This is a genomic window from Qipengyuania sp. NPDC077563 (assembly GCF_044901345.1).
GTDB lineage: Bacteria > Pseudomonadota > Alphaproteobacteria > Sphingomonadales > Sphingomonadaceae > Qipengyuania > Qipengyuania aestuarii.
In genome coordinates, this window is sequence record NZ_JBJDPC010000001.1 from 504447 (window position 1) to 521300 (window position 16854).

Below are 16854 nucleotides of genomic sequence, written 5' to 3' on the forward strand. Positions count from 1 at the left end.
GAGCCTTGGCAGGCCCGCTGGCGCGCGGCTATGAGCCGGGCATGTCTGCGCGTACGATCATCGCCCTGGGGGCTCTGCTGGTGATGGCGATCGGGTCCGTGTCCTTCTTCTCGGACCGGGCCGCGCGCATGGCGCAGGGACTGTCTGTGCGGGCCGATGCGGCCTTGTCGCGGCAGGATCTGGGTGTGGTGGAAGTCGATTTCGCCAGCAGCACCGGCTCGCCCTCGCGCCATCCGCTGCTTTCGGGCGGGGAAGACCTCAGCGACGAGGAGCGGACCCGCGCCGCGCAGATCGTCGCCTCCATCCCCGGCGTGGGCGGGGTCTCGTGGGTCGATGGCACGGTCAATGCCGCCGGCAGCGAACCGACCTACGAACCGCTCCATTGCCAGGAGGATGTCGACGGACTGCTGCGCACGCGCACAATCCGTTTCCAGGAGGCCAGCACCGCGCTGGTCCCGGCCAGCCGCATGCTGCTGGACGAGGTGGCGGAAGCGCTGGAGCCCTGCTCCGGTGCGATCATCGCGGTCACCGGGCATACCGACAAATCCGGCAACGAGGCCGACAATGTCGCTCTCAGCATGGACCGCGCCCGGGTCGTGCGCGAAGCCTTGGTGCGCCGCGGTATCCCGCGCGACAGCCTGCGCGCACGCGGTTACGGATCGAGCCGCCCGGTAGCCAGCCTGACGGCAGAGGATCCCGCCAACCGCCGCATCGAATTCTCCGTCATTCGGATGGAGCCGCTCACACCCACACCGGTCGACACGCCGGGGCCGCGATGACAGGAGAGACCGATGCCCATCTGGTTTGAAGTCATCGCCCTGATGCTGGTCGCCTATCTGATCGGCCTGACCATCGGTTTCACCCTCTGGGGCCGCGGGCAGGTGGCTGAGATTGAGGACACGAAGGAAGCACCATGAATCAATTGCTCGCCGAATATTGGTATCTGCTGGCCATCGCGCTGGTCATCGGGCTCGTCGTCGCCTGGTATCTGTTCCGCAGCACCCGCCGCACCAAGGTCACCGGGGCGAGCCGGGGCGATGTGCTCGACGAAGGCGCGCAGAAGGCCCAGCGCAACTCCGCGCTGGTCGATGCACCGCCCGCCGCCGCTCGCGATCCGCAGCCCGTCGCCACGCCCACCGGTCTTGCCGGTAGCGGCGCGGCCGTCGCTGCCAGCGCCGAGGTGGGACAGGTCGGCGTATCGTCCGCCACCCCCAAGCCGGTCGGCGCCGGGACCGACGATCTGACCCGTATCAAGGGTGTCGGCCCGAAGCTTGCCGCGCGCCTCCACGAACTGGGCATCACCTCCTTCTCCGAGATCGCGTCCTGGAACGAGGCCGATATCGACCGGATCGACGCCGAACTCGGGCGCTTCCAGGGCCGTATCCGGCGCGACGACTGGGTCGGTCAGGCAGGCCTTCTGGCGACAGGCGATACTGCCGAATTCCAGAACCGCTACGGAGCCGGCGCCTAGAAAAGCGGGAATTTCGGGAACCTCCCTTTGCTCCGACCATTATATCACCTTGGGTCGGAGCAAAACGAGGAGGCTGAATGGTACAGTCGAAGCCGTTACGCGTGCTGGTCGCTGAAGATGAAGCGATCATCGGGATCGACCTTTGCGACACCGTTTCCGAAGCCGGATATATCGTGGAAGGTCCCTTCGTGGACCTATCGAGCGCCATGCTCGCCTATCAGAAGTCCAAGCCCGATATCGCCATCCTCGATGTCCAGCTGGGCGACGGGATCGTCTATCCGCTGGCAGAACAGATGATGGCGGAAGACGTGCAGGTCATTTTCCACTCCGGCCAGCTCACGCCCGATGAAGTGGCGATCCGCTTTCCCCGCGCGCAAACGCTTTCAAAGCCCTGCCCGCCTGCCGAAGTCATCCACTCGGTCGAACGCGCCATTCAGTACAACTGATCCGATTGCGCCGGGTACGCCCAGGCGCGCTCGGAACAGTTGGCCTGCTGTATCCATTCCTTGAAGCGAACCCTCCAAGGAAAGGAAGCCCATGTCTCTGCAGAAGATGATCGATACCCACCCGCAGGTGAAAGACGAAACCGAAGAGCTCATCCTCGCCGCGCGGCACGCGATGCTGTGCTCGCTATTCTGCACCAGCTGCGCCGATGCCTGCGTCGCCGAAGATGGCGATATGGCACAGTGCATCCGCTACTGCCTCGATTGCGCCGACGTTTGCGCCGCGACAGCCCGGCTGGCCGTGCGCCGCACCGCGCAGAACATCGACGTGCTTCGCGCCCAGCTCGAACTGTGCATCAAGGCCTGCGAAACCTGCGCCGAGGAATGCGAGAAGCATGACGATCCGCATTGCGAGATGTGCGCCAAGATGTGCCGCGAATGTGCCGATGACTGCCGCAAGGCCCTCCCCCTCGTGAAGTAAGGCCCCCGTATATTTGACGCGCGGCGCGAGCGGGACGGGGCGGACCCCATCTGACCCCTTCCCCGCCGCCGCGCGAATCTTCTGCCGCCTTGACGCCAGCTCGTGCTAGGCGGATTTGAACCGTTGGCCGAGGCAGATCGGTCTTGGACAAGCGCCTCTTGCGCGCCCTGCGCCGCTCTGCCATCGGCAAATAAAGTTACAAAGGAGACCACATGGCTGGAATGGTGCCGTTCGACTGGCAGGATCCCTTCAACCTCGACGAGCAGCTGACCGAGGAAGAGCGGATGATCCGCGACGCTGCGCATGGTTTTGCGCAAGGCGAACTCCAGCCCCGTGTGATCGAGGCGTTCTCCCAGGAAAAGGATGCGCCCGAACTCTTCCCCATGATGGGCGAAGCAGGCCTGCTCGGCGCAACCATTCCCGAAGAATTCGGCGGCGCCGGCGCGGGCTATGTCGCCTACGGCCTGATCGCGCGCGAGATCGAACGGGTGGACAGCGGCTATCGTTCGATGGCCTCGGTCCAGTCCAGTCTCGTGATGTATCCGATCCACGCTTATGGTTCGGACGACCAGCGCAAGAAGTACCTCCCCGGTCTCGCCAGCGGCCAGCTGATCGGCTGCTTCGGCCTCACCGAACCCGACGCCGGAAGCGATCCGGCAGGTATGAAAACCACCGCCAAGAAGGTGGATGGCGGCTATGTCCTCAACGGCTCCAAGACCTGGATTTCCAATTCCCCCTTTGCCGATGTCTTCGTCGTCTGGGCGAAGAGTGAGGACCATGGCGGCGCCATTCGCGGCTTCGTGCTCGAAAAGGGCATGAAGGGCCTTTCCGCGCCCAAGATCGAAGGCAAGATTTCGCTGCGCGCCAGCACCACGGGCATGATTGTGATGGACGAAGTGGAAGTGGGCGAAGACGCGCTGCTTCCCAATGTCGAAGGGCTCAAGGGTCCGTTCGGCTGTCTCAATCGCGCCCGTTACGGCATCAGCTGGGGCGCTATGGGAGCTGCTGAATTCTGCATGCATGCCGCGCGCCAATACGGTCTCGACCGCCAGCAGTTCGGCGTGCCGCTGGCCTCCAAGCAGCTCTATCAACTCAAGCTGGCAGACATGCTGACCGAAATCTCTCTCGGCCTCCAGGCAAGCCTTCGCGTTGGCCGCCTGATGGACGAGGGCAAGTTTGCGCCCGACATGATTTCGGTGGTGAAGCGCAACAATGTCGGCAAGGCGCTCCACATCGCGCGTCAGTCCCGCGACATGCACGGCGGCAACGGTATTTCGGAAGAATATCAGGTCATCCGCCACATGGTGAACCTCGAAACGGTCAATACCTATGAAGGCACCCATGATGTCCACGCGCTGATCCTGGGCCGCGCCATCACGGGAATTCCGGCATTTTGACAGGACAATCGCCATCGCGCGCCGGCAAGGCGGAAACGGCGGTCCGGCACCCGGGCATGTTGATGGCTCGGGACCATGGATTGCCGCACCGCTATGCCGCTCGCGCTGATGGTTCAAGAACCCTTTCCTACATTCGGGCCGCCTGTCACAGAGGCCAGATGACTCGCTTCCAACAGCCTGACACCCGCGCTTTTCAGGGAAAAACTGCCTCCGGAGTTATTTCCCTCAGGACCGTGCTCCATGTGCTCCATCCTGTAGGATTTGCCTTATGATCCGCCTTCACGGCTACTACCGCAGCTCGACCAGCTATCGCCTGCGCATCGCGCTCGAACTCAAGGGGCTGGACTACGAATACGTGCCTGTGAACCTGCTCGAGAGCGAGCAGAAGGGCGCTGCCTTCACCAGCCGTAATCCGTTCGGTTCGGTCCCGCTGCTGGAAGCTGGCGGCATGGACCGCGTACAGTCGATGGCGCAGATCGAATGGCTCGACGAAGCCTATACCGACCGGCCGCTGCTGCCCACCGATCTCGACGATCGCTATGTCGCGCGCGAACTGGCCTACGCCATCGCCACTGAATTGCACGCGCCGCTCAACCTGCCGGTGCTGAAGTATCTGTCGAACGAATACGGCAAGTCGCAGGAAGAGATCGGCGTGTGGTATCGCCACTGGCTCGCCCGCACGCTCGATCCGCTGGAACAGCGCCTCGCACAGCTGGGCACCGGCGACTTCCTGTTCGATTCCCCCGGCTTCTTTGAGGTCTGCCTGCTGCCTCAGGTCTATAACGCCCGGCGGTTCGAGTTCGATTTCAGCGACAAGCCGCATATCGAGCGGATCGAACGCGCCTGCCTGGCATTACCTGAATTCCAGCGCGCCCATCCGGACGCGCAGCCCGACAATCCTGACAACAGTTAAGAGAGAGGACTCCCATGAAACTCGCCACGCTCAAGGACGGAACCCGCGACGGCAAGCTGGTCGTCGTCTCCAAGGACCTCACCCGCTATTGCGCCGCCGACAACATCGCTCCCACGCTCCAGCATGCGCTGGACAATTGGGATGCGGTCGCACCCAGGCTGGAAGCGCTCTACACCGACGTGGAGCACGAAGCCGTGCCGACCGAGCGGTTCCACGAACGCGAAGCGCATTCGCCGCTGCCCCGCGCCTATCAGTGGGCCGACGGTTCGGCCTACATCAATCACGTTGAACTGGTGCGCAAGGCGCGCGGTGCCGAGGTGCCGGAGAGCTTCTACCACGATCCACTGATGTATCAGGGCGGCAGCGACGGCTTCCTCGCCCCGCGTGACGATATCCCGCTGAAGGACACCAAGTGGGGCTGCGACATGGAAGGCGAGATCGCAGTCGTCACCGACGATGTGCCCATGGGCGTGTCGAGCGACGAAGCCGCCAGCCATATCAAGCTGGTCATGCTGGTGAACGACGTCAGCTTGCGCGGCCTGATCCCGGGCGAACTGGCAAAGGGCTTTGGCTTCTTCCAGTCCAAGCCTGCCAGCGCCTTCAGCCCCGTCGCGGTCACACCCGATGAGCTTGGCGATGCGTGGAAGGGCAGCGTCATCCACCTGCCGCTGATGGTGGATTACAACGGAAAACCCTTCGGCCGCGCCAATGCCGGGGTCGATGCCACCTTCAGCCTTGCCGACCTCGTGGCACATGCCGCCAAGACCCGCGATCTGGGCGCCGGCACGATCATCGGATCGGGCACGGTGTCGAACCAGGGCCCCGATGGCGATCCCGGTAAGCCGGTGGCCGAAGGCGGTCTCGGCTATAGCTGCATTGCCGAAATCCGCATGATCGAAACCATCGCCGAAGGCGAAGCCAAGACCCGCTTCATGGCCCCGGGCGATACCGTCCGCGTGGAGATGAAGGATGCGGAAGGTCATTCGATCTTCGGCGCGATCGAGCATAAGGTGGTGGAGGCCTAAATAGCAGGCCCGCATTCGCGCTTCTTCTCGACCAATCACGCGGGCCGGTGGGGACCCGTCGCATGAGGTCTGTTCGATGGACTTTCTGGATACCCAGGCGACCTTCCTCCTCGTCGGCGTCCTGCTGCTGACCACGGTTCTTGCGGGCAGCGTCTCGAGCCGCTTCGGCCTGCCCGCGCTTATCGGCTTCCTCGGCCTTGGCATGCTGGCGGGGATCGATGGGCCGGGCGGGATAGACTTCGAGAACTTCGCGTTCGCCCAGGCGATCGGGATGGCATCGCTGGTATTCATCCTCTTCTCGGGCGGGCTCGACACCGATCTGAAGGATGTGCGGCGGGTTGCCGCGCCCGCCTTGATCATGGCATCCCTGGGCGTCCTCATCAGCGCGGGCATCGTGGCCGGTGCGGCCGTTCTGCTCCTCGATATCGCCCCGCCCCAGGCCGCCCTGCTGGGCGCAATCATCGCCTCGACCGATGCGGCTGCGGTATTCGCAATCCTGCGGTCGACCGGGCTCGATCTTCATGGCGATGTGCCCGCACTGATCGAGGTGGAATCGGGCTCCAACGATCCCATGGCCATCTTCCTGGTTGGTGCCGTCCTGCTGTTCATTGCCGAACCGGCCGCCTCTCCGCTGACGCTCGTGCCGGAATTCCTCGTGCAGATGATCATGGGCGCGATCGTGGGGATCGCGGTCGGCTTCGCCATGCCTGCGCTGCTGAAACGCGGCGGCTACCGTCAGGGCGGGCTCGCCTTCGTGATTTCGATTGCCGCCGCGCTCATCGCCTTCGGCGCTGCCGAGCTGTTTTCGGGCAATGGCTTTCTCGCTGCCTATCTTGCGGGGCTGGTCGCAGGCAGTCGATCTTATGCCGCGAAACGCACGGTCTCTACCTTTCAGGACGGCATGGCGTGGCTGGCACAGGTTGCCATGTTCCTGACGCTGGGCTTGCTCGTCACTCCATCGCAACTCGGGCCGGTCCTCGTGCCGGGGCTTGCCATAACGGCGATCCTCATGTTCATCGCCCGGCCCGTGAGCGTCTTTCTCTGCCTTGCCCCTTTTCGCCAGTTCGCATGGCGATCAAAGCTGTTCGTTTCCTGGGCAGGCCTGCGCGGTGCTGTCCCGATCGTTCTCGCCACATTCCCGATCGTAGCCGGTGTCGAGGGGGCATTCGCGATCTTCAACGTGGTCTTCTTCGTGGTCCTGCTGTCGAGCGTGATCCAGGGCCCGACCATCAATTGGGTCGCTCAGCGCCTCGCAATCGCCGACCATGAAAGCCGCGCCTCGCAAAGATTAGGTCAAAGCGCCGAGGCGCAGCCATGACGACCGCATCGCCGCGGAGAAGCCGCAAGCGTCTTTTCATAGCCCTACTCCTCGCCCTCCTGATCGGTGTACCGATGCTCGCCACGAGTCCCTCACCCTGGGTGGACGAAAAGCGGGCGGCGACCGGCGATCAGGTGGCCGCTGCTAAGGGCCTGGCGCAACAAGCCCGGTCCAGTCGGGAAACCGGCAAGCCCGTTACCCTGACTCTCGGCAATACCGAATTGGCGGCACTGTCAGCCATGGCGACACAGGGGGCTGCCCCGGCCCGTATCCACGCTGGGGTCGAAGACGGCACGCTGACTCTCACCGGCAGCCGCCCGATCCTGTGGCGCTGGCTCAACATAAGGGCGCGTGCACGCGGCACCAGCGAAGGCATGCCCGGCTGGAATATCGAGGTAGGATCGATTTCACTGCCAGGATGGCTGTCGGACTGGGGGCTGGAGCAATTGCAGCGGCGCTATCTCGGCGCCGAAACGGCATTGCCGCCTCTCGACAAGATCCTGCGGGAACTCGCCATCAGCCGTGAAACCGTCGCAGCCAAGGTCCTGATGCCGAAAGAGAGCTTGTTGGTGCAAGCCGCGGCGACCGGCAGAGCGACACTCAATGAAGATGCCATTGCTGCTCTCTACTGCGACCTTGTCGAAATGCAGGTCGCGGAACCCGAAGCGTCTCTTGCAGCGCATATCCGCCGGGCTCTTGCTGCAAGTGAGGCAAGCCCCGAAGGCCATCGCACGGCGATCATGGCCTTGGCACTTATTACCGCAACGCCGGAAAAGGTTCACCTAGCCGCCGGAAATCAGGCTCTCGAGGCCTGTTCGCCGCCCGCAAACATGGCTCCCATCCTGCTTCACGGGAGAGCTGACTGGGCTATGCACTGGACACTGTCGGCGGCGCTCGAAATGACGACCGGCAACCGGTTGGGCACGCTGATCGGCGAATGGAAGGAGCTGGCAGACACCAAGGCGGGCGTCGCTATGCTGGCGCCTGAAGATCCGAGCGGCTTTTCCTTCGTCGACCTTGCCAGCGACCGCGCCGGCCTGCTCACTGCGCGGCGCCTGACTGATCCGCAGACCCTCGACAAGGCGCGCGCAAAGCTGATGCGAGGTGACGAAAATACTCTGCTTCCCGCCGAGGCCCTGAAACTGAGCGACGGCCTCACCGATGCCGAATTCGCTGCCCGCTACGGTGCGCTTGACGATCCGCGCTATGCCGCCAAAGTAAAGGAAATCGATGCAATGTTGCGCCGCGGAGGGATCGAGTAATCCTCTCCCACGGCGCTAGCTCAGATAGAGCGGGCGATCACCATCTTCATGATCTCGTTTGAACCGCCGAAAATCCGTGTGATGCGGCTGTCGCGGAACATGCGGGCGATGGGATAGTCGTTAATGTAACCGGCCCCGCCGTGAAGTTGCAGGCATTTGTCGACCACCTCTCCCTGCAATTCCGTGACCCAGTATTTGGCCATACATGCAGTGGGCACGTCGAGCTTGCCGTCCAGGTGCTTGGCGATGCAATCGTTCACGAAAATCCGCGCGGCTGTGCCCCGGGCCTTGAGATCCGCCAGGGTGAACTGCGTGTTCTGGAAATCCCAGATCGTCTTGCCGAAAGCCTTGCGGTCCTTGACGTAAGCCACCGTTTCTTCGAGCGCGCGTTCTATCGTGGTCATGGCGCCCATGGCGATGATCAGGCGTTCTTGGGGCAATTCGCCCATCAACTGGTAGAAGCCCTGCCCTTCCACGCCGCCCAGCACCGCGTCGGACGGCACGAATACGTCATCGAAGAACAGCTCCGACGTGTCCTGTGCATCCAGCCCCACCTTGTCGAGTTTCTTGCCGCGCTGGAAACCTTCTGCCCCTTCCGTTTCTAGAAGCATCAGGGAAATACCCTTGGCGCGCTCCTTCGGATCCGTCTTGGCGACGACGATGATGAAATCCGCAGTCTGGCCGTTCGAGATATATGTCTTGGCCCCATTGATGCGATAGCCATTACCGTCTTTGAGCGCAGTCGTGGTGATCGACTGGAGATCGGAGCCCACCCCCGGTTCTGTCATGGCGATGGCACTGACGAGTTCACCGGTTACGAGCTTGGGCAGGTACTTCTTCTTCTGCTCCTCCGTTCCGTGACGGACCAGATATGGCAGGATGACGGTGTTGTGCAGGCTGGCCGAGAAACCCTCCACGCCGTGCTTACCCTGCTGATCGATCACGACCATCTCGTGTCGGAAGTCACCGCCATGGCCGCCGTATGCCTCGGGCACGGATGAGCCGAGCAAACCGGCTTCGCCAGCCTCGCGCCAGAATTCGCGTTCGACCTGGCCATCCTCTCGCCATTTCAGCACGCGCTTTTCCGGGGCGTGCTTCTCGTAGAACTTGCCCACTGCGTCGGCGAAGATCGCGATTTCCTCGTCCTCCATAAAGGCGGGTTGCCGTACGTCGATCACGCCCATGTTACTTGCCTTTCCAGTTCGGGGTTCGCTTTTCGGCGAAGGCGGCGGCGCCTTCGCGGGCATCTTCCGACATGAAGACCGGCCCGATGAGCTGGGCCTGCTTGTCGTAACGCTCATCCATCGCCCAGCCGCGCGAATCTTTCACGATCTGTTTGGACACGCGCACGGCCAGCGGGCCGTTGGCGGCGATGCGCCTGGCCAGCTCTTTTGCCTCGTCCAGTGCCGAACCATCGGTAACGCGATTGATCAGCCCGAGCTCGTAGGCACGATCGGCGCCAATGAATTCTCCGGTCAGCGCCAGCTCCATGGCGATTCGTTCGGGGATCTGGTCGGGTAGCATCATCACCCCGCCCGCCGCCGCGACGAGGCCTCGCTTGACCTCGGGAATTCCGAATTTGGCGTCCCGATGCGACACCACGAGATCGCAGGCGATCATCAGTTCCAGACCACCGGCCAGCGCATAGCCTTCGACTGCCGCGATCAGGGGTTTCTTCGGCGGAGCCTGAACGACGCCGCCGAATCCGCGACCTTCGATGCTGGGCGACTCTCCGCGCAGGAAGCCCTTGAGATCCATTCCGGAGCAGAAGGTGCCCCCGGCACCGGTAAGGATGCCGACCCGAAGCCCATCATCTTCATCCAAACGGTCCATGGCGGCGGCGATGCCCTCGGCGGCGGCTTTGCTCATGGCGTTCTTGGCATCGGGGCGGTTGATGGTGACGATCAGGACTCCGTCATCGACCTCGGTCAGGACCTCGTCGGACATTCGCTCTCTCCATTGCGTTTTGAAACTGTTCTTGCTCCCTAGCTGCGGGACGCTTACGCAAACGTCAACCGGCATTTGCCGCAATAATCGATTAAAGAGAGGATCATGCCATGGGCGAAGCTTACATTATCGATGCCGTCCGGACGCCGCGCGGGATAGGAAAACAGGGCAAAGGCGCGCTTGCCGCGATGCATCCGCAGCATCTTGCCGCCACGGTGCTGAAGGCGATCCGGGACCGCAATGGGCTCGATACGGCGACGGTCGACGACGTGATCTGGTCCGTCAGTACGCAGGACGGCATGCAGGCCGGCGACCTTGGCCGGATGGCCGCGCTCGATGCGGGGTATGACATCACGTCTTCAGGGACGACTCTCGACCGGTTCTGCGGCGGAGGAATCACATCCGTGGCACTGGCCGCCGCGCAGGTGATGAGCGGCATGGAAGATTGCGTGGTCGCAGGCGGAACCGAGATGATGAGCCTGACCGCAGAACTCGCCAAGGAAAAGATGGCCGCCGGGCTCAAACCGCCGATGATGGGCAGCTACAATGCGCGCCTGCAGGCCATCCATCCGCAGAGCCATCAGGGCGTATGCGGAGACGCCATCGCAAGCATGGAAGGATTTACCCGCGAAGAGCTGGACGAAGTCGGTTACCGCAGCCAGCAGCGCGCCGCGGCAGCCATCGCAGAAGGACGGTTCGACAAATCGCTGGTCCCGGTCACCGATGACGATGACAATGTGCTGCTCGACAAGGAAGAATTCCCCCGCCCGCAGACCACGATGGAAGGGCTGGCCGAGCTGGAGCCAGCATTCGCCAAGATCGCCCACGTCCCGCTCGACAAGAAAGGCACCACCTTCGCCGGGCTGGTGAATGCGAAATACCCCGATCTGAAAATCGAACATTTCCACCATGCGGGCAACAGTTCGGGGGTTGTCGACGGAGCGGCAGCGGTTCTGGTGACGTCCAAGGACTATGCCCAGGCGCACGGGCTCAAGCCACGCGCCCGCATCGTGGCCACCGCCAATATGGGCGATGACCCTACCCTCATGCTCAACGCACCCGTTCCCGCGGCAAAAAAGGTGCTCGAGAAGGCCGGCCTGACCACCGACGACATCGACCTTTACGAGATCAACGAAGCCTTTGCAGTGGTGGCAGCCAAATTCGTTCGCGACCTGTCCCGGGATTGGGACAAGGTGAATGTGAACGGCGGCTCGATCGCACTGGGACACCCCATCGGCGCGACCGGATCCATCCTGATCGGCACGATGGTGGACGAGCTGGAGCGCCAGCAGAAGCGGTTCGGCCTTGTCACCATGTGTGCCGCCGGCGGCATGGCCCCGGCCATCATCATCGAACGGGTCGAGGACTTCGTCGACTGATCCTGTCCAGGCTCCTGCCGCCTATTTCAGCGGCAGGATCTGGCTGATGATGTGATCGGCCGCTTCTTCGGGGCTCATCGACACTGTGTTGACCCGGATTTCCGGGTCTTCCGGTTCCTCATAGGGGCTATCGATGCCGGTGAAGTTCTTGAGCTTGCCTTCGCGCGCCTTGCGATACAGCCCCTTCACATCGCGTGCCTCGGCGACATCGAGGGGGGTGTCCACATGGATCTCGATGAATTCGCCTTCGCCCATCATGTCGCGCACGAGCTGACGGTCCGCGCGGAACGGGCTGATGAAAGCGGTCAGCACGATCAGCCCTGCATCGGTCATCAGCTTGGCGACTTCGCCGATCCGCCGGATATTCTCGATCCGGTCGCTTTCCGTAAAGCCGAGGTCCTTGTTGAGACCGTGCCGCACATTGTCGCCATCGAGCAGAAAAGTGTGGCGGTTCATGATCGCCAGCTTCTTCTCCACCTCGTTCGCAATCGTCGACTTACCTGATCCGGACAGCCCGGTGAACCATAGCACGCGCGGCTTCTGGTTTTTCATCGCGGCGTGATCGTCCCGCGTGATATCGACCGCCTGCCAGTGGACATTCTGGGCGCGCCGAAGGCTGAAATTCAGCATCCCCGCACCGACCGTCCGGTTGGAAATCTTGTCGATTAGGATAAACCCGCCAAGCGCCCGGTTTTCGGCATAGGGTTCGAACACGATCTGGCGATCGGTGGTGATCTCGCTGACGCCGATGGAATTCAGGTTGAGCGTCTTTGCCGCAAGATGCTGCATCGTGTTGACGTTGATCTCGTACTTCGGCTCGGAAACCGTCACGCTGACCATCTGCGTGCCCAGCTTCATCCAGTAGGCACGACCTACCACCAGCGGAGCCTCGTCCATCCAGACCAGCGTGGATTCGAACTGGTCGGCTACTTCCGGCGGACTGTCCGCAGCGGCCAGCACGTCCCCCCGAGAGCAATCGATTTCATCATCGAGCGTGATGGTGACCGACTGACCGGCCACCGCCTCGTCCAGATCACCCGCCATCGTCACCACGGATTTGACCGTGCTCGTCTTGCCCGATGGGAGCGAGCGAACCGTGTTCCCCGGCTTCACCCGGCCGCTGGCGATCAGGCCGGAGAAACCGCGGAAGTCGAGATTTGGCCGATTGACCCACTGGACGGGCATGCGAAACTGCCTGGCCATGTTTTCATCAAGACGGACCTCGACGCTTTCGAGATGGTCCATCAGCGTCGGTCCATCGTACCAGGCGGTGTTGTCCGATTTGCTGGTTATATTGTCGCCTGCGAGCCCGGAGATCGGGATGGCGGTAAAGCCTTCGATGCCGATGCTTTCCGCAAAAGCGCGATAATCGGCGATGATTGCGTCATATTTCGCCTGATCGTAATCGATCAGATCCATCTTGTTCACCGCCAGCACCAGATTCTTGATGCCCAGCTGGTGGCACAGGAAACTGTGGCGCTTGGTCTGGACCAGCACACCCTTGCGCGCATCGATCAGAATGCAGGCGAGATCGGCCGTGGACGCGCCCGTGACCATATTGCGGGTATATTGTTCATGCCCGGGGCAATCGGCGACGATGAATTTGCGGCTCTCGGTCGAGAAGAAGCGATAGGCTACATCGATGGTGATGCCCTGTTCTCGCTCGGCGGCGAGGCCGTCGACCAGAAGCGCGAAATCGATGTCCTGCCCCTGTGTGCCGACCCGCTTGCTGTCGTTTTCCAGCGCGGCCAGCTGGTCTTCGAAGATCATCTTGCTGTCGTAAAGAAGGCGCCCGATCAGGGTCGACTTGCCATCGTCCACGCTGCCACAGGTGATGAAGCGCAGCATCGTCTTGTGCTGGTGCTTCTCGAGATAGGCGTCGATATCCTCGGCGATGAGGGCGTCGGTCTGATAAATCGTGTCGTCGGTCGTGTGGGTCATAACTTGGAATTCCGTTCGGGCTGAGCTTGTCGAAGCCCTGCATTTTCTTTGCTCCCGCCGGTCCAAAAGAAGGACGGCCCTTCGACAAGCTCAGGGCGAACGGGACGGCGCAACCGCAGCTTAGAAATAGCCTTCCTGCTTCTTCTTCTCCATCGAGGCATCGCCGCCGTCCTTGTCGATCACGCGGCCCTGTCTTTCCGAAGTGGTGGTGAGCAACATTTCCTGAATGATCTCGGGCAGCGTCGCCGCCTCGCTTTCGACTGCGCCGGTCAGCGGGAAGCAGCCCAGCGTTCGGAAGCGGATCGAGCGCTCGATGATTTCCGGACGCCTGCCCATGACTTTTTCGAGCCGGTCGATATCGTCGGCCATGAACAGGCCGCCTTCATATTCGAAGGTCGGCCGCATGGCGGAGAAATAAAGCGGCACGATCTCGATATTTTCGAGATCGATGTATTGCCAGATGTCGAGTTCGGTCCAGTTGGACAGCGGGAAGACGCGGATGCTCTCCCCCTTCTTCTTCTTGGCGTTGTAAAGGTTCCACAATTCCGGACGCTGCGCCTTGGGATCCCATCCGTGGGTGGACGTACGGAAGGAAAATATCCGTTCCTTCGCGCGGCTCTTTTCCTCGTCCCGGCGCGCGCCGCCGAAAGCGGCATCGAAGCCATATTTGTCGAGCGCCTGCTTCAGCCCTTGCGTCTTCCACATATCGGTATGGAGCGGCCCGTGGTCGAAGGGGTTGATGCCCAGTTCCTGTGCTTCGGGGTTCTGGTGGACGAGCAGTTCCATGCCCGCCTCCTCAGCGCTTCGTTCACGCAGCGCGTACATTTCCTGAAACTTCCAGGTCGTGTCGACGTGAAGCAGCGGGAATGGCGGGGGCGAAGGATAGAAGGCCTTCTTGGCAAGATGCAGCATCACTGCGCTATCCTTGCCGATCGAATAAAGCATCACGGGCTTTTCCGCTTCCGACACTACTTCGCGCATGATGTGGATGCTCTCGGCTTCGAGCCTCTGCAGATGGGTAAGGGTCATGAAATCGCGGTTTCCGGCTGAACTTTCTCGGGACCATCGAGAGATTGCAGCCGGGATGATTGCACGCAAGCGGCGAACACTCACCCACCGAAAAGGAAAGTTTTCAATGTCCCAGGATGGTTCAGCGAGGGGCCGGAACGCGGTGTTTGCAGGCATGTCGCCAGCCAGAGTTGGGACGAGCGCAGTCGACTGTACTTGAGCAGACATGAAAATGGGCGACCGGATCGCTCCAGCCGCCCAAAGAAAACGTTACTCAGCCGATCGTATTAGTCGGGCGTATCCTGACCGGCATCTTCGGGAGTTGTCGGCGCGGATGTCGCTTCACCCTGCACCACTTCGCCGGACTGGAAGATCGGCCCCTCGCTTGGCAGCGGGGTGGTTGGCGCAGGCTGATTACCAGCGCCGAGCTTATCGGTGGCAATAATTATCGGTGCCTGTGAGGCGGTGTCTGCCGCCGCTGGATCGGTCGCCGGCATGGAGCCCACGACAGTCTGGCCCGGTTGTACCGTGGCGGTGGGATCCAGAGGATTGGTGTACCCCTGCACCGTGGTCGTTACCGCAGCGGGCGGGCCGTATTCCGAATCCCAGGCGGCCAGATTCACGCGGTACTGCTCGTAAGCCCGGAAGAAATCCTCGAACGCATTCTCGATCCGCGGCAGTGCAGTCGAGGCGAAAAGGTCGAGCTGACTTGGCTCGACCGTGAGCGCCTCGTTGCTGATCGCGAACGCGACATCGCAGAACGCGTCCTGCGCCGGAGGAAGCGCAAAATAATTGTAGACCTGGGTCATGTAGGAATCCTGCACGTCCCGGTAGGTCGAACCGTAGCGCTGACGAAATTCGCTCTGCAACGCGCGGTTGGTGGCGGAGAGCTCTTTCGCGTTGCGTTTGAGGAACGCGCCATAATTGTCGACCAGCCCGGTGTATTTGAGATCCTGGCAGTTGAGGGCGGCCACATTGAGGGCCGAACGCAGATTCCACGTAGTCTGGGCGGGAGTGAGACCAGCATTAACTGTCTGGCGGACACCGCTTGCGGCAACCATCGGGATGGTCATGCTGGTGGTGGCCCCCATCGGCGGCGTAGGCCGCGGCGGGATTACAACGGGCGGCGGAGGCGGCGGGGGTGGAGGCGGCGGAGGCGGCGGCGTGGTACAGGCGGCAATGGCGCCCAGAGCTGCGGCCAATGCTGCGATACGGATGGATTGTGTTGAAATGCGGCTCACGGCGACGCCGACCCTCCTCAAAGACTATGTAACACCATCGCCCGACTATGATTGATGGGGGATGAAGCAGAGAACCTCTTAGCGTGTTGAGGACGCAAAGAAAATGCCCGGAGCGAGAGTTTCGCCCCGGGCATCGATTTCAGTCCGAAGACCGCGTTCGTCAGAGGATCGCTTATTCGCGATTACCGAGGAACTGCAGCAGGAACATGAACAGGTTGATGAAGTCGAGATAGAGGCTGAACGCGCCCATGACGACCGCCTTGCCCGCGTATTCCGTTCCGCGAACGTAGGAATATTCGGTCTTCAAGCGCTGCGTATCATAGGCCGTGAAGCCCGCGAAGATCAGCACGCCGAGGATGTTGATCACGAGGCCCATCGCGCCCGACTGGAAGAAGAAGGCGTTGAGCAGCATGGCGACGATGATGCCGACGAGGCCCATCACGAGGAAGCTGCCCCAGCCCGAAAGGTTCTTCTTGGTCGTGTATCCGAACAGGCTCAGTCCAGCGAAAGCAGCTGCCGCGGCGAAGAATGCCGACGCGATCGATTCACCGGTATAGGTCATGAAGATGGTGGACATCGACATGCCGAACAACACCGCGAACGACCAGAACATGGCCTGAAGCGCGGTCTTCGAGAAGCGCTGCACGCCGCCGAAGCTCAGGACCAGGATGAAGGCCAGCGGGGCTAGCGAGATGATCCAGCCCAGGCCGGTTGGCTGCGTGGCGCGGCCATAGGGGGTCTGAACCACGTTGAACGCGGCGTCGAACAAAGGCGAATTGACGAACAGCATGGCGACGATGCCGGTCAGCAAGACGCCCGAAGCCATCATGTTGTAGATCGACAGCATATGCTTGCGCAGCCCTGCGTCGAACGTAACGCCGCGGGCTGCCGGATCGCCAGCGCGCGGAACGGACGTCATGTCCGGCCTGCGATCTGTTTCGTTCCAGTTGGCCATTTTTTCAAAAACTCCCATGCGCGGAAACGAACCCGCCCCCGCTTCTGATGACAATATCGCTTTTTTTCGCGCC

At 61.9% G+C, this 16854-nt stretch carries 18 protein-coding genes; 12 read left to right on the forward strand and 6 right to left on the reverse strand.

Annotation, left to right across the window (positions count from 1 at the left end; genetic code table 11):
• Positions 1-5: 5 nt before the first annotated feature.
• The 10 genes from ACI2I1_RS02515 to ACI2I1_RS02560 all read left to right on the forward strand — a co-directional run bounded on the left by ACI2I1_RS02515 (position 6) and on the right by ACI2I1_RS02560 (position 8310).
• A complete protein-coding gene (locus ACI2I1_RS02515) occupies positions 6-779 on the forward strand; it encodes an OmpA family protein (RefSeq protein ID WP_404677771.1) in 774 nt (257 codons plus the stop codon).
• A gap of 12 nt (positions 780-791) precedes the next feature.
• Positions 792-917, forward strand: a complete 126-nt coding sequence (locus ACI2I1_RS02520) for a DNA-directed RNA polymerase subunit beta (protein WP_221542880.1) — start codon at positions 792-794, stop codon at positions 915-917.
• The gene (locus ACI2I1_RS02525; RefSeq protein WP_404677772.1) at positions 914-1471 is read left to right on the forward strand and encodes a helix-hairpin-helix domain-containing protein; all 558 of its coding nucleotides are present in this window, start codon (positions 914-916) and stop codon (positions 1469-1471) included. The genes ACI2I1_RS02520 and ACI2I1_RS02525 overlap by 4 nt, the downstream gene beginning before the upstream one ends.
• Positions 1472-1548: 77 nt before the next feature.
• Positions 1549-1917 (forward strand): response regulator, encoded by a 369-nt coding sequence (locus ACI2I1_RS02530; protein ID WP_404677773.1) that lies wholly within the window; start codon positions 1549-1551, stop codon positions 1915-1917.
• Positions 1918-2008: 91 nt separating this feature from the next.
• Positions 2009-2395 (forward strand): four-helix bundle copper-binding protein, encoded by a 387-nt coding sequence (locus ACI2I1_RS02535; protein WP_404677774.1) that lies wholly within the window; start codon positions 2009-2011, stop codon positions 2393-2395.
• Between the two features lie 212 nt (positions 2396-2607).
• Positions 2608-3792, forward strand: coding sequence for an acyl-CoA dehydrogenase (locus tag ACI2I1_RS02540; RefSeq protein WP_404677775.1), 1185 nt, complete (start codon positions 2608-2610; stop codon positions 3790-3792).
• A gap of 271 nt (positions 3793-4063) precedes the next feature.
• Positions 4064-4705, forward strand: coding sequence for a maleylacetoacetate isomerase (maiA, locus tag ACI2I1_RS02545; protein WP_404678319.1), 642 nt, complete (start codon positions 4064-4066; stop codon positions 4703-4705).
• Positions 4706-4719: 14 nt separating this feature from the next.
• Complete coding sequence (locus ACI2I1_RS02550; RefSeq protein WP_404677776.1) at positions 4720-5730, forward strand: fumarylacetoacetate hydrolase family protein; 1011 nt, start codon at positions 4720-4722, stop codon at positions 5728-5730.
• Between the two features lie 76 nt (positions 5731-5806).
• The gene (locus tag ACI2I1_RS02555; protein WP_404677777.1) at positions 5807-7048 is read left to right on the forward strand and encodes a potassium/proton antiporter; all 1242 of its coding nucleotides are present in this window, start codon (positions 5807-5809) and stop codon (positions 7046-7048) included.
• Entirely contained in the window at positions 7045-8310 is a 1266-nt protein-coding gene (locus ACI2I1_RS02560; protein WP_404677778.1) for a hypothetical protein, read from the forward strand. Before ACI2I1_RS02555 ends, ACI2I1_RS02560 begins: the two co-directional genes overlap by 4 nt.
• Positions 8311-8330: 20 nt before the next feature.
• Here the strand turns inward: ACI2I1_RS02560 and ACI2I1_RS02565 are convergent, their stop codons facing one another.
• On the reverse strand, positions 8331-9494 hold the full coding sequence (locus ACI2I1_RS02565; RefSeq protein WP_404677779.1) for an acyl-CoA dehydrogenase family protein: 1164 nt from the start codon (positions 9492-9494) through the stop codon (positions 8331-8333).
• A gap of 1 nt (position 9495) precedes the next feature.
• Entirely contained in the window at positions 9496-10257 is a 762-nt protein-coding gene (locus ACI2I1_RS02570; protein WP_404677780.1) for a crotonase/enoyl-CoA hydratase family protein, read from the reverse strand.
• Between the two features lie 110 nt (positions 10258-10367).
• Between ACI2I1_RS02570 and ACI2I1_RS02575 the strand changes: the two genes are divergently transcribed.
• On the forward strand, positions 10368-11636 hold the full coding sequence (locus ACI2I1_RS02575; RefSeq protein ID WP_404677781.1) for an acetyl-CoA C-acetyltransferase: 1269 nt from the start codon (positions 10368-10370) through the stop codon (positions 11634-11636).
• Between the two features lie 21 nt (positions 11637-11657).
• Here ACI2I1_RS02575 and cysN read toward each other — a convergent pair whose 3' ends face one another.
• From cysN to ACI2I1_RS02590, 3 genes are all read right to left on the reverse strand, one after another.
• Positions 11658-13577, reverse strand: a complete 1920-nt coding sequence (cysN, locus tag ACI2I1_RS02580; RefSeq protein ID WP_404677782.1) for a sulfate adenylyltransferase subunit CysN — start codon at positions 13575-13577, stop codon at positions 11658-11660.
• Positions 13578-13697: 120 nt separating this feature from the next.
• The gene (gene cysD / locus ACI2I1_RS02585; RefSeq protein ID WP_404677783.1) at positions 13698-14813 is read right to left on the reverse strand and encodes a sulfate adenylyltransferase subunit CysD; all 1116 of its coding nucleotides are present in this window, start codon (positions 14811-14813) and stop codon (positions 13698-13700) included.
• Positions 14814-14872: 59 nt separating this feature from the next.
• Entirely contained in the window at positions 14873-15658 is a 786-nt protein-coding gene (locus ACI2I1_RS02590; protein ID WP_404677784.1) for a hypothetical protein, read from the reverse strand.
• Here ACI2I1_RS02590 and ACI2I1_RS02595 point away from each other — a divergent pair.
• A complete protein-coding gene (locus ACI2I1_RS02595; protein ID WP_404677785.1) occupies positions 15651-15881 on the forward strand; it encodes a hypothetical protein in 231 nt (76 codons plus the stop codon). The two genes, ACI2I1_RS02590 and ACI2I1_RS02595, sit on opposite strands and share 8 nt — an antisense overlap.
• 117 nt (positions 15882-15998) lie before the next feature.
• On the opposite strand, the gene ACI2I1_RS02600 is transcribed toward ACI2I1_RS02595, so the two are convergent.
• Positions 15999-16781: a Bax inhibitor-1/YccA family protein gene (locus tag ACI2I1_RS02600; protein WP_404678320.1), complete on the reverse strand. Its 783-nt coding sequence runs from the start codon at positions 16779-16781 to the stop codon at positions 15999-16001.
• Positions 16782-16854 lie beyond the last annotated feature (73 nt).

Bases quoted from the DNA above. Each gene is read 5' to 3' on its own strand.
- ACI2I1_RS02520 (WP_221542880.1), top strand. From the start codon at position 792: ATGCCCATCTGGTTTGAAGTCATCGCCCTGATGCTGGTCGCCTATCTG.
- ACI2I1_RS02525 (WP_404677772.1), top strand. From the start codon at position 914: ATGAATCAATTGCTCGCCGAATATTGGTATCTGCTGGCCATCGCGCTG.
- ACI2I1_RS02530 (WP_404677773.1), top strand. From the start codon at position 1,549: ATGGTACAGTCGAAGCCGTTACGCGTGCTGGTCGCTGAAGATGAAGCG.
- ACI2I1_RS02535 (WP_404677774.1), top strand. From the start codon at position 2,009: ATGTCTCTGCAGAAGATGATCGATACCCACCCGCAGGTGAAAGACGAA.
- ACI2I1_RS02540 (WP_404677775.1), top strand. From the start codon at position 2,608: ATGGCTGGAATGGTGCCGTTCGACTGGCAGGATCCCTTCAACCTCGAC.
- ACI2I1_RS02550 (WP_404677776.1), top strand. From the start codon at position 4,720: ATGAAACTCGCCACGCTCAAGGACGGAACCCGCGACGGCAAGCTGGTC.
- ACI2I1_RS02555 (WP_404677777.1), top strand. From the start codon at position 5,807: ATGGACTTTCTGGATACCCAGGCGACCTTCCTCCTCGTCGGCGTCCTG.
- ACI2I1_RS02560 (WP_404677778.1), top strand. From the start codon at position 7,045: ATGACGACCGCATCGCCGCGGAGAAGCCGCAAGCGTCTTTTCATAGCC.
- ACI2I1_RS02565 (WP_404677779.1), bottom strand. From the start codon at position 9,494: ATGGGCGTGATCGACGTACGGCAACCCGCCTTTATGGAGGACGAGGAA.
- ACI2I1_RS02570 (WP_404677780.1), bottom strand. From the start codon at position 10,257: ATGTCCGACGAGGTCCTGACCGAGGTCGATGACGGAGTCCTGATCGTC.
- ACI2I1_RS02575 (WP_404677781.1), top strand. From the start codon at position 10,368: ATGGGCGAAGCTTACATTATCGATGCCGTCCGGACGCCGCGCGGGATA.
- cysN (WP_404677782.1), bottom strand. From the start codon at position 13,577: ATGACCCACACGACCGACGACACGATTTATCAGACCGACGCCCTCATC.
- cysD (WP_404677783.1), bottom strand. From the start codon at position 14,813: ATGTCTGCTCAAGTACAGTCGACTGCGCTCGTCCCAACTCTGGCTGGC.
- ACI2I1_RS02595 (WP_404677785.1), top strand. From the start codon at position 15,651: ATGGTCATGCTGGTGGTGGCCCCCATCGGCGGCGTAGGCCGCGGCGGG.
- ACI2I1_RS02590 (WP_404677784.1), bottom strand. From the start codon at position 15,658: ATGACCATCCCGATGGTTGCCGCAAGCGGTGTCCGCCAGACAGTTAAT.
- ACI2I1_RS02600 (WP_404678320.1), bottom strand. From the start codon at position 16,781: ATGGCCAACTGGAACGAAACAGATCGCAGGCCGGACATGACGTCCGTT.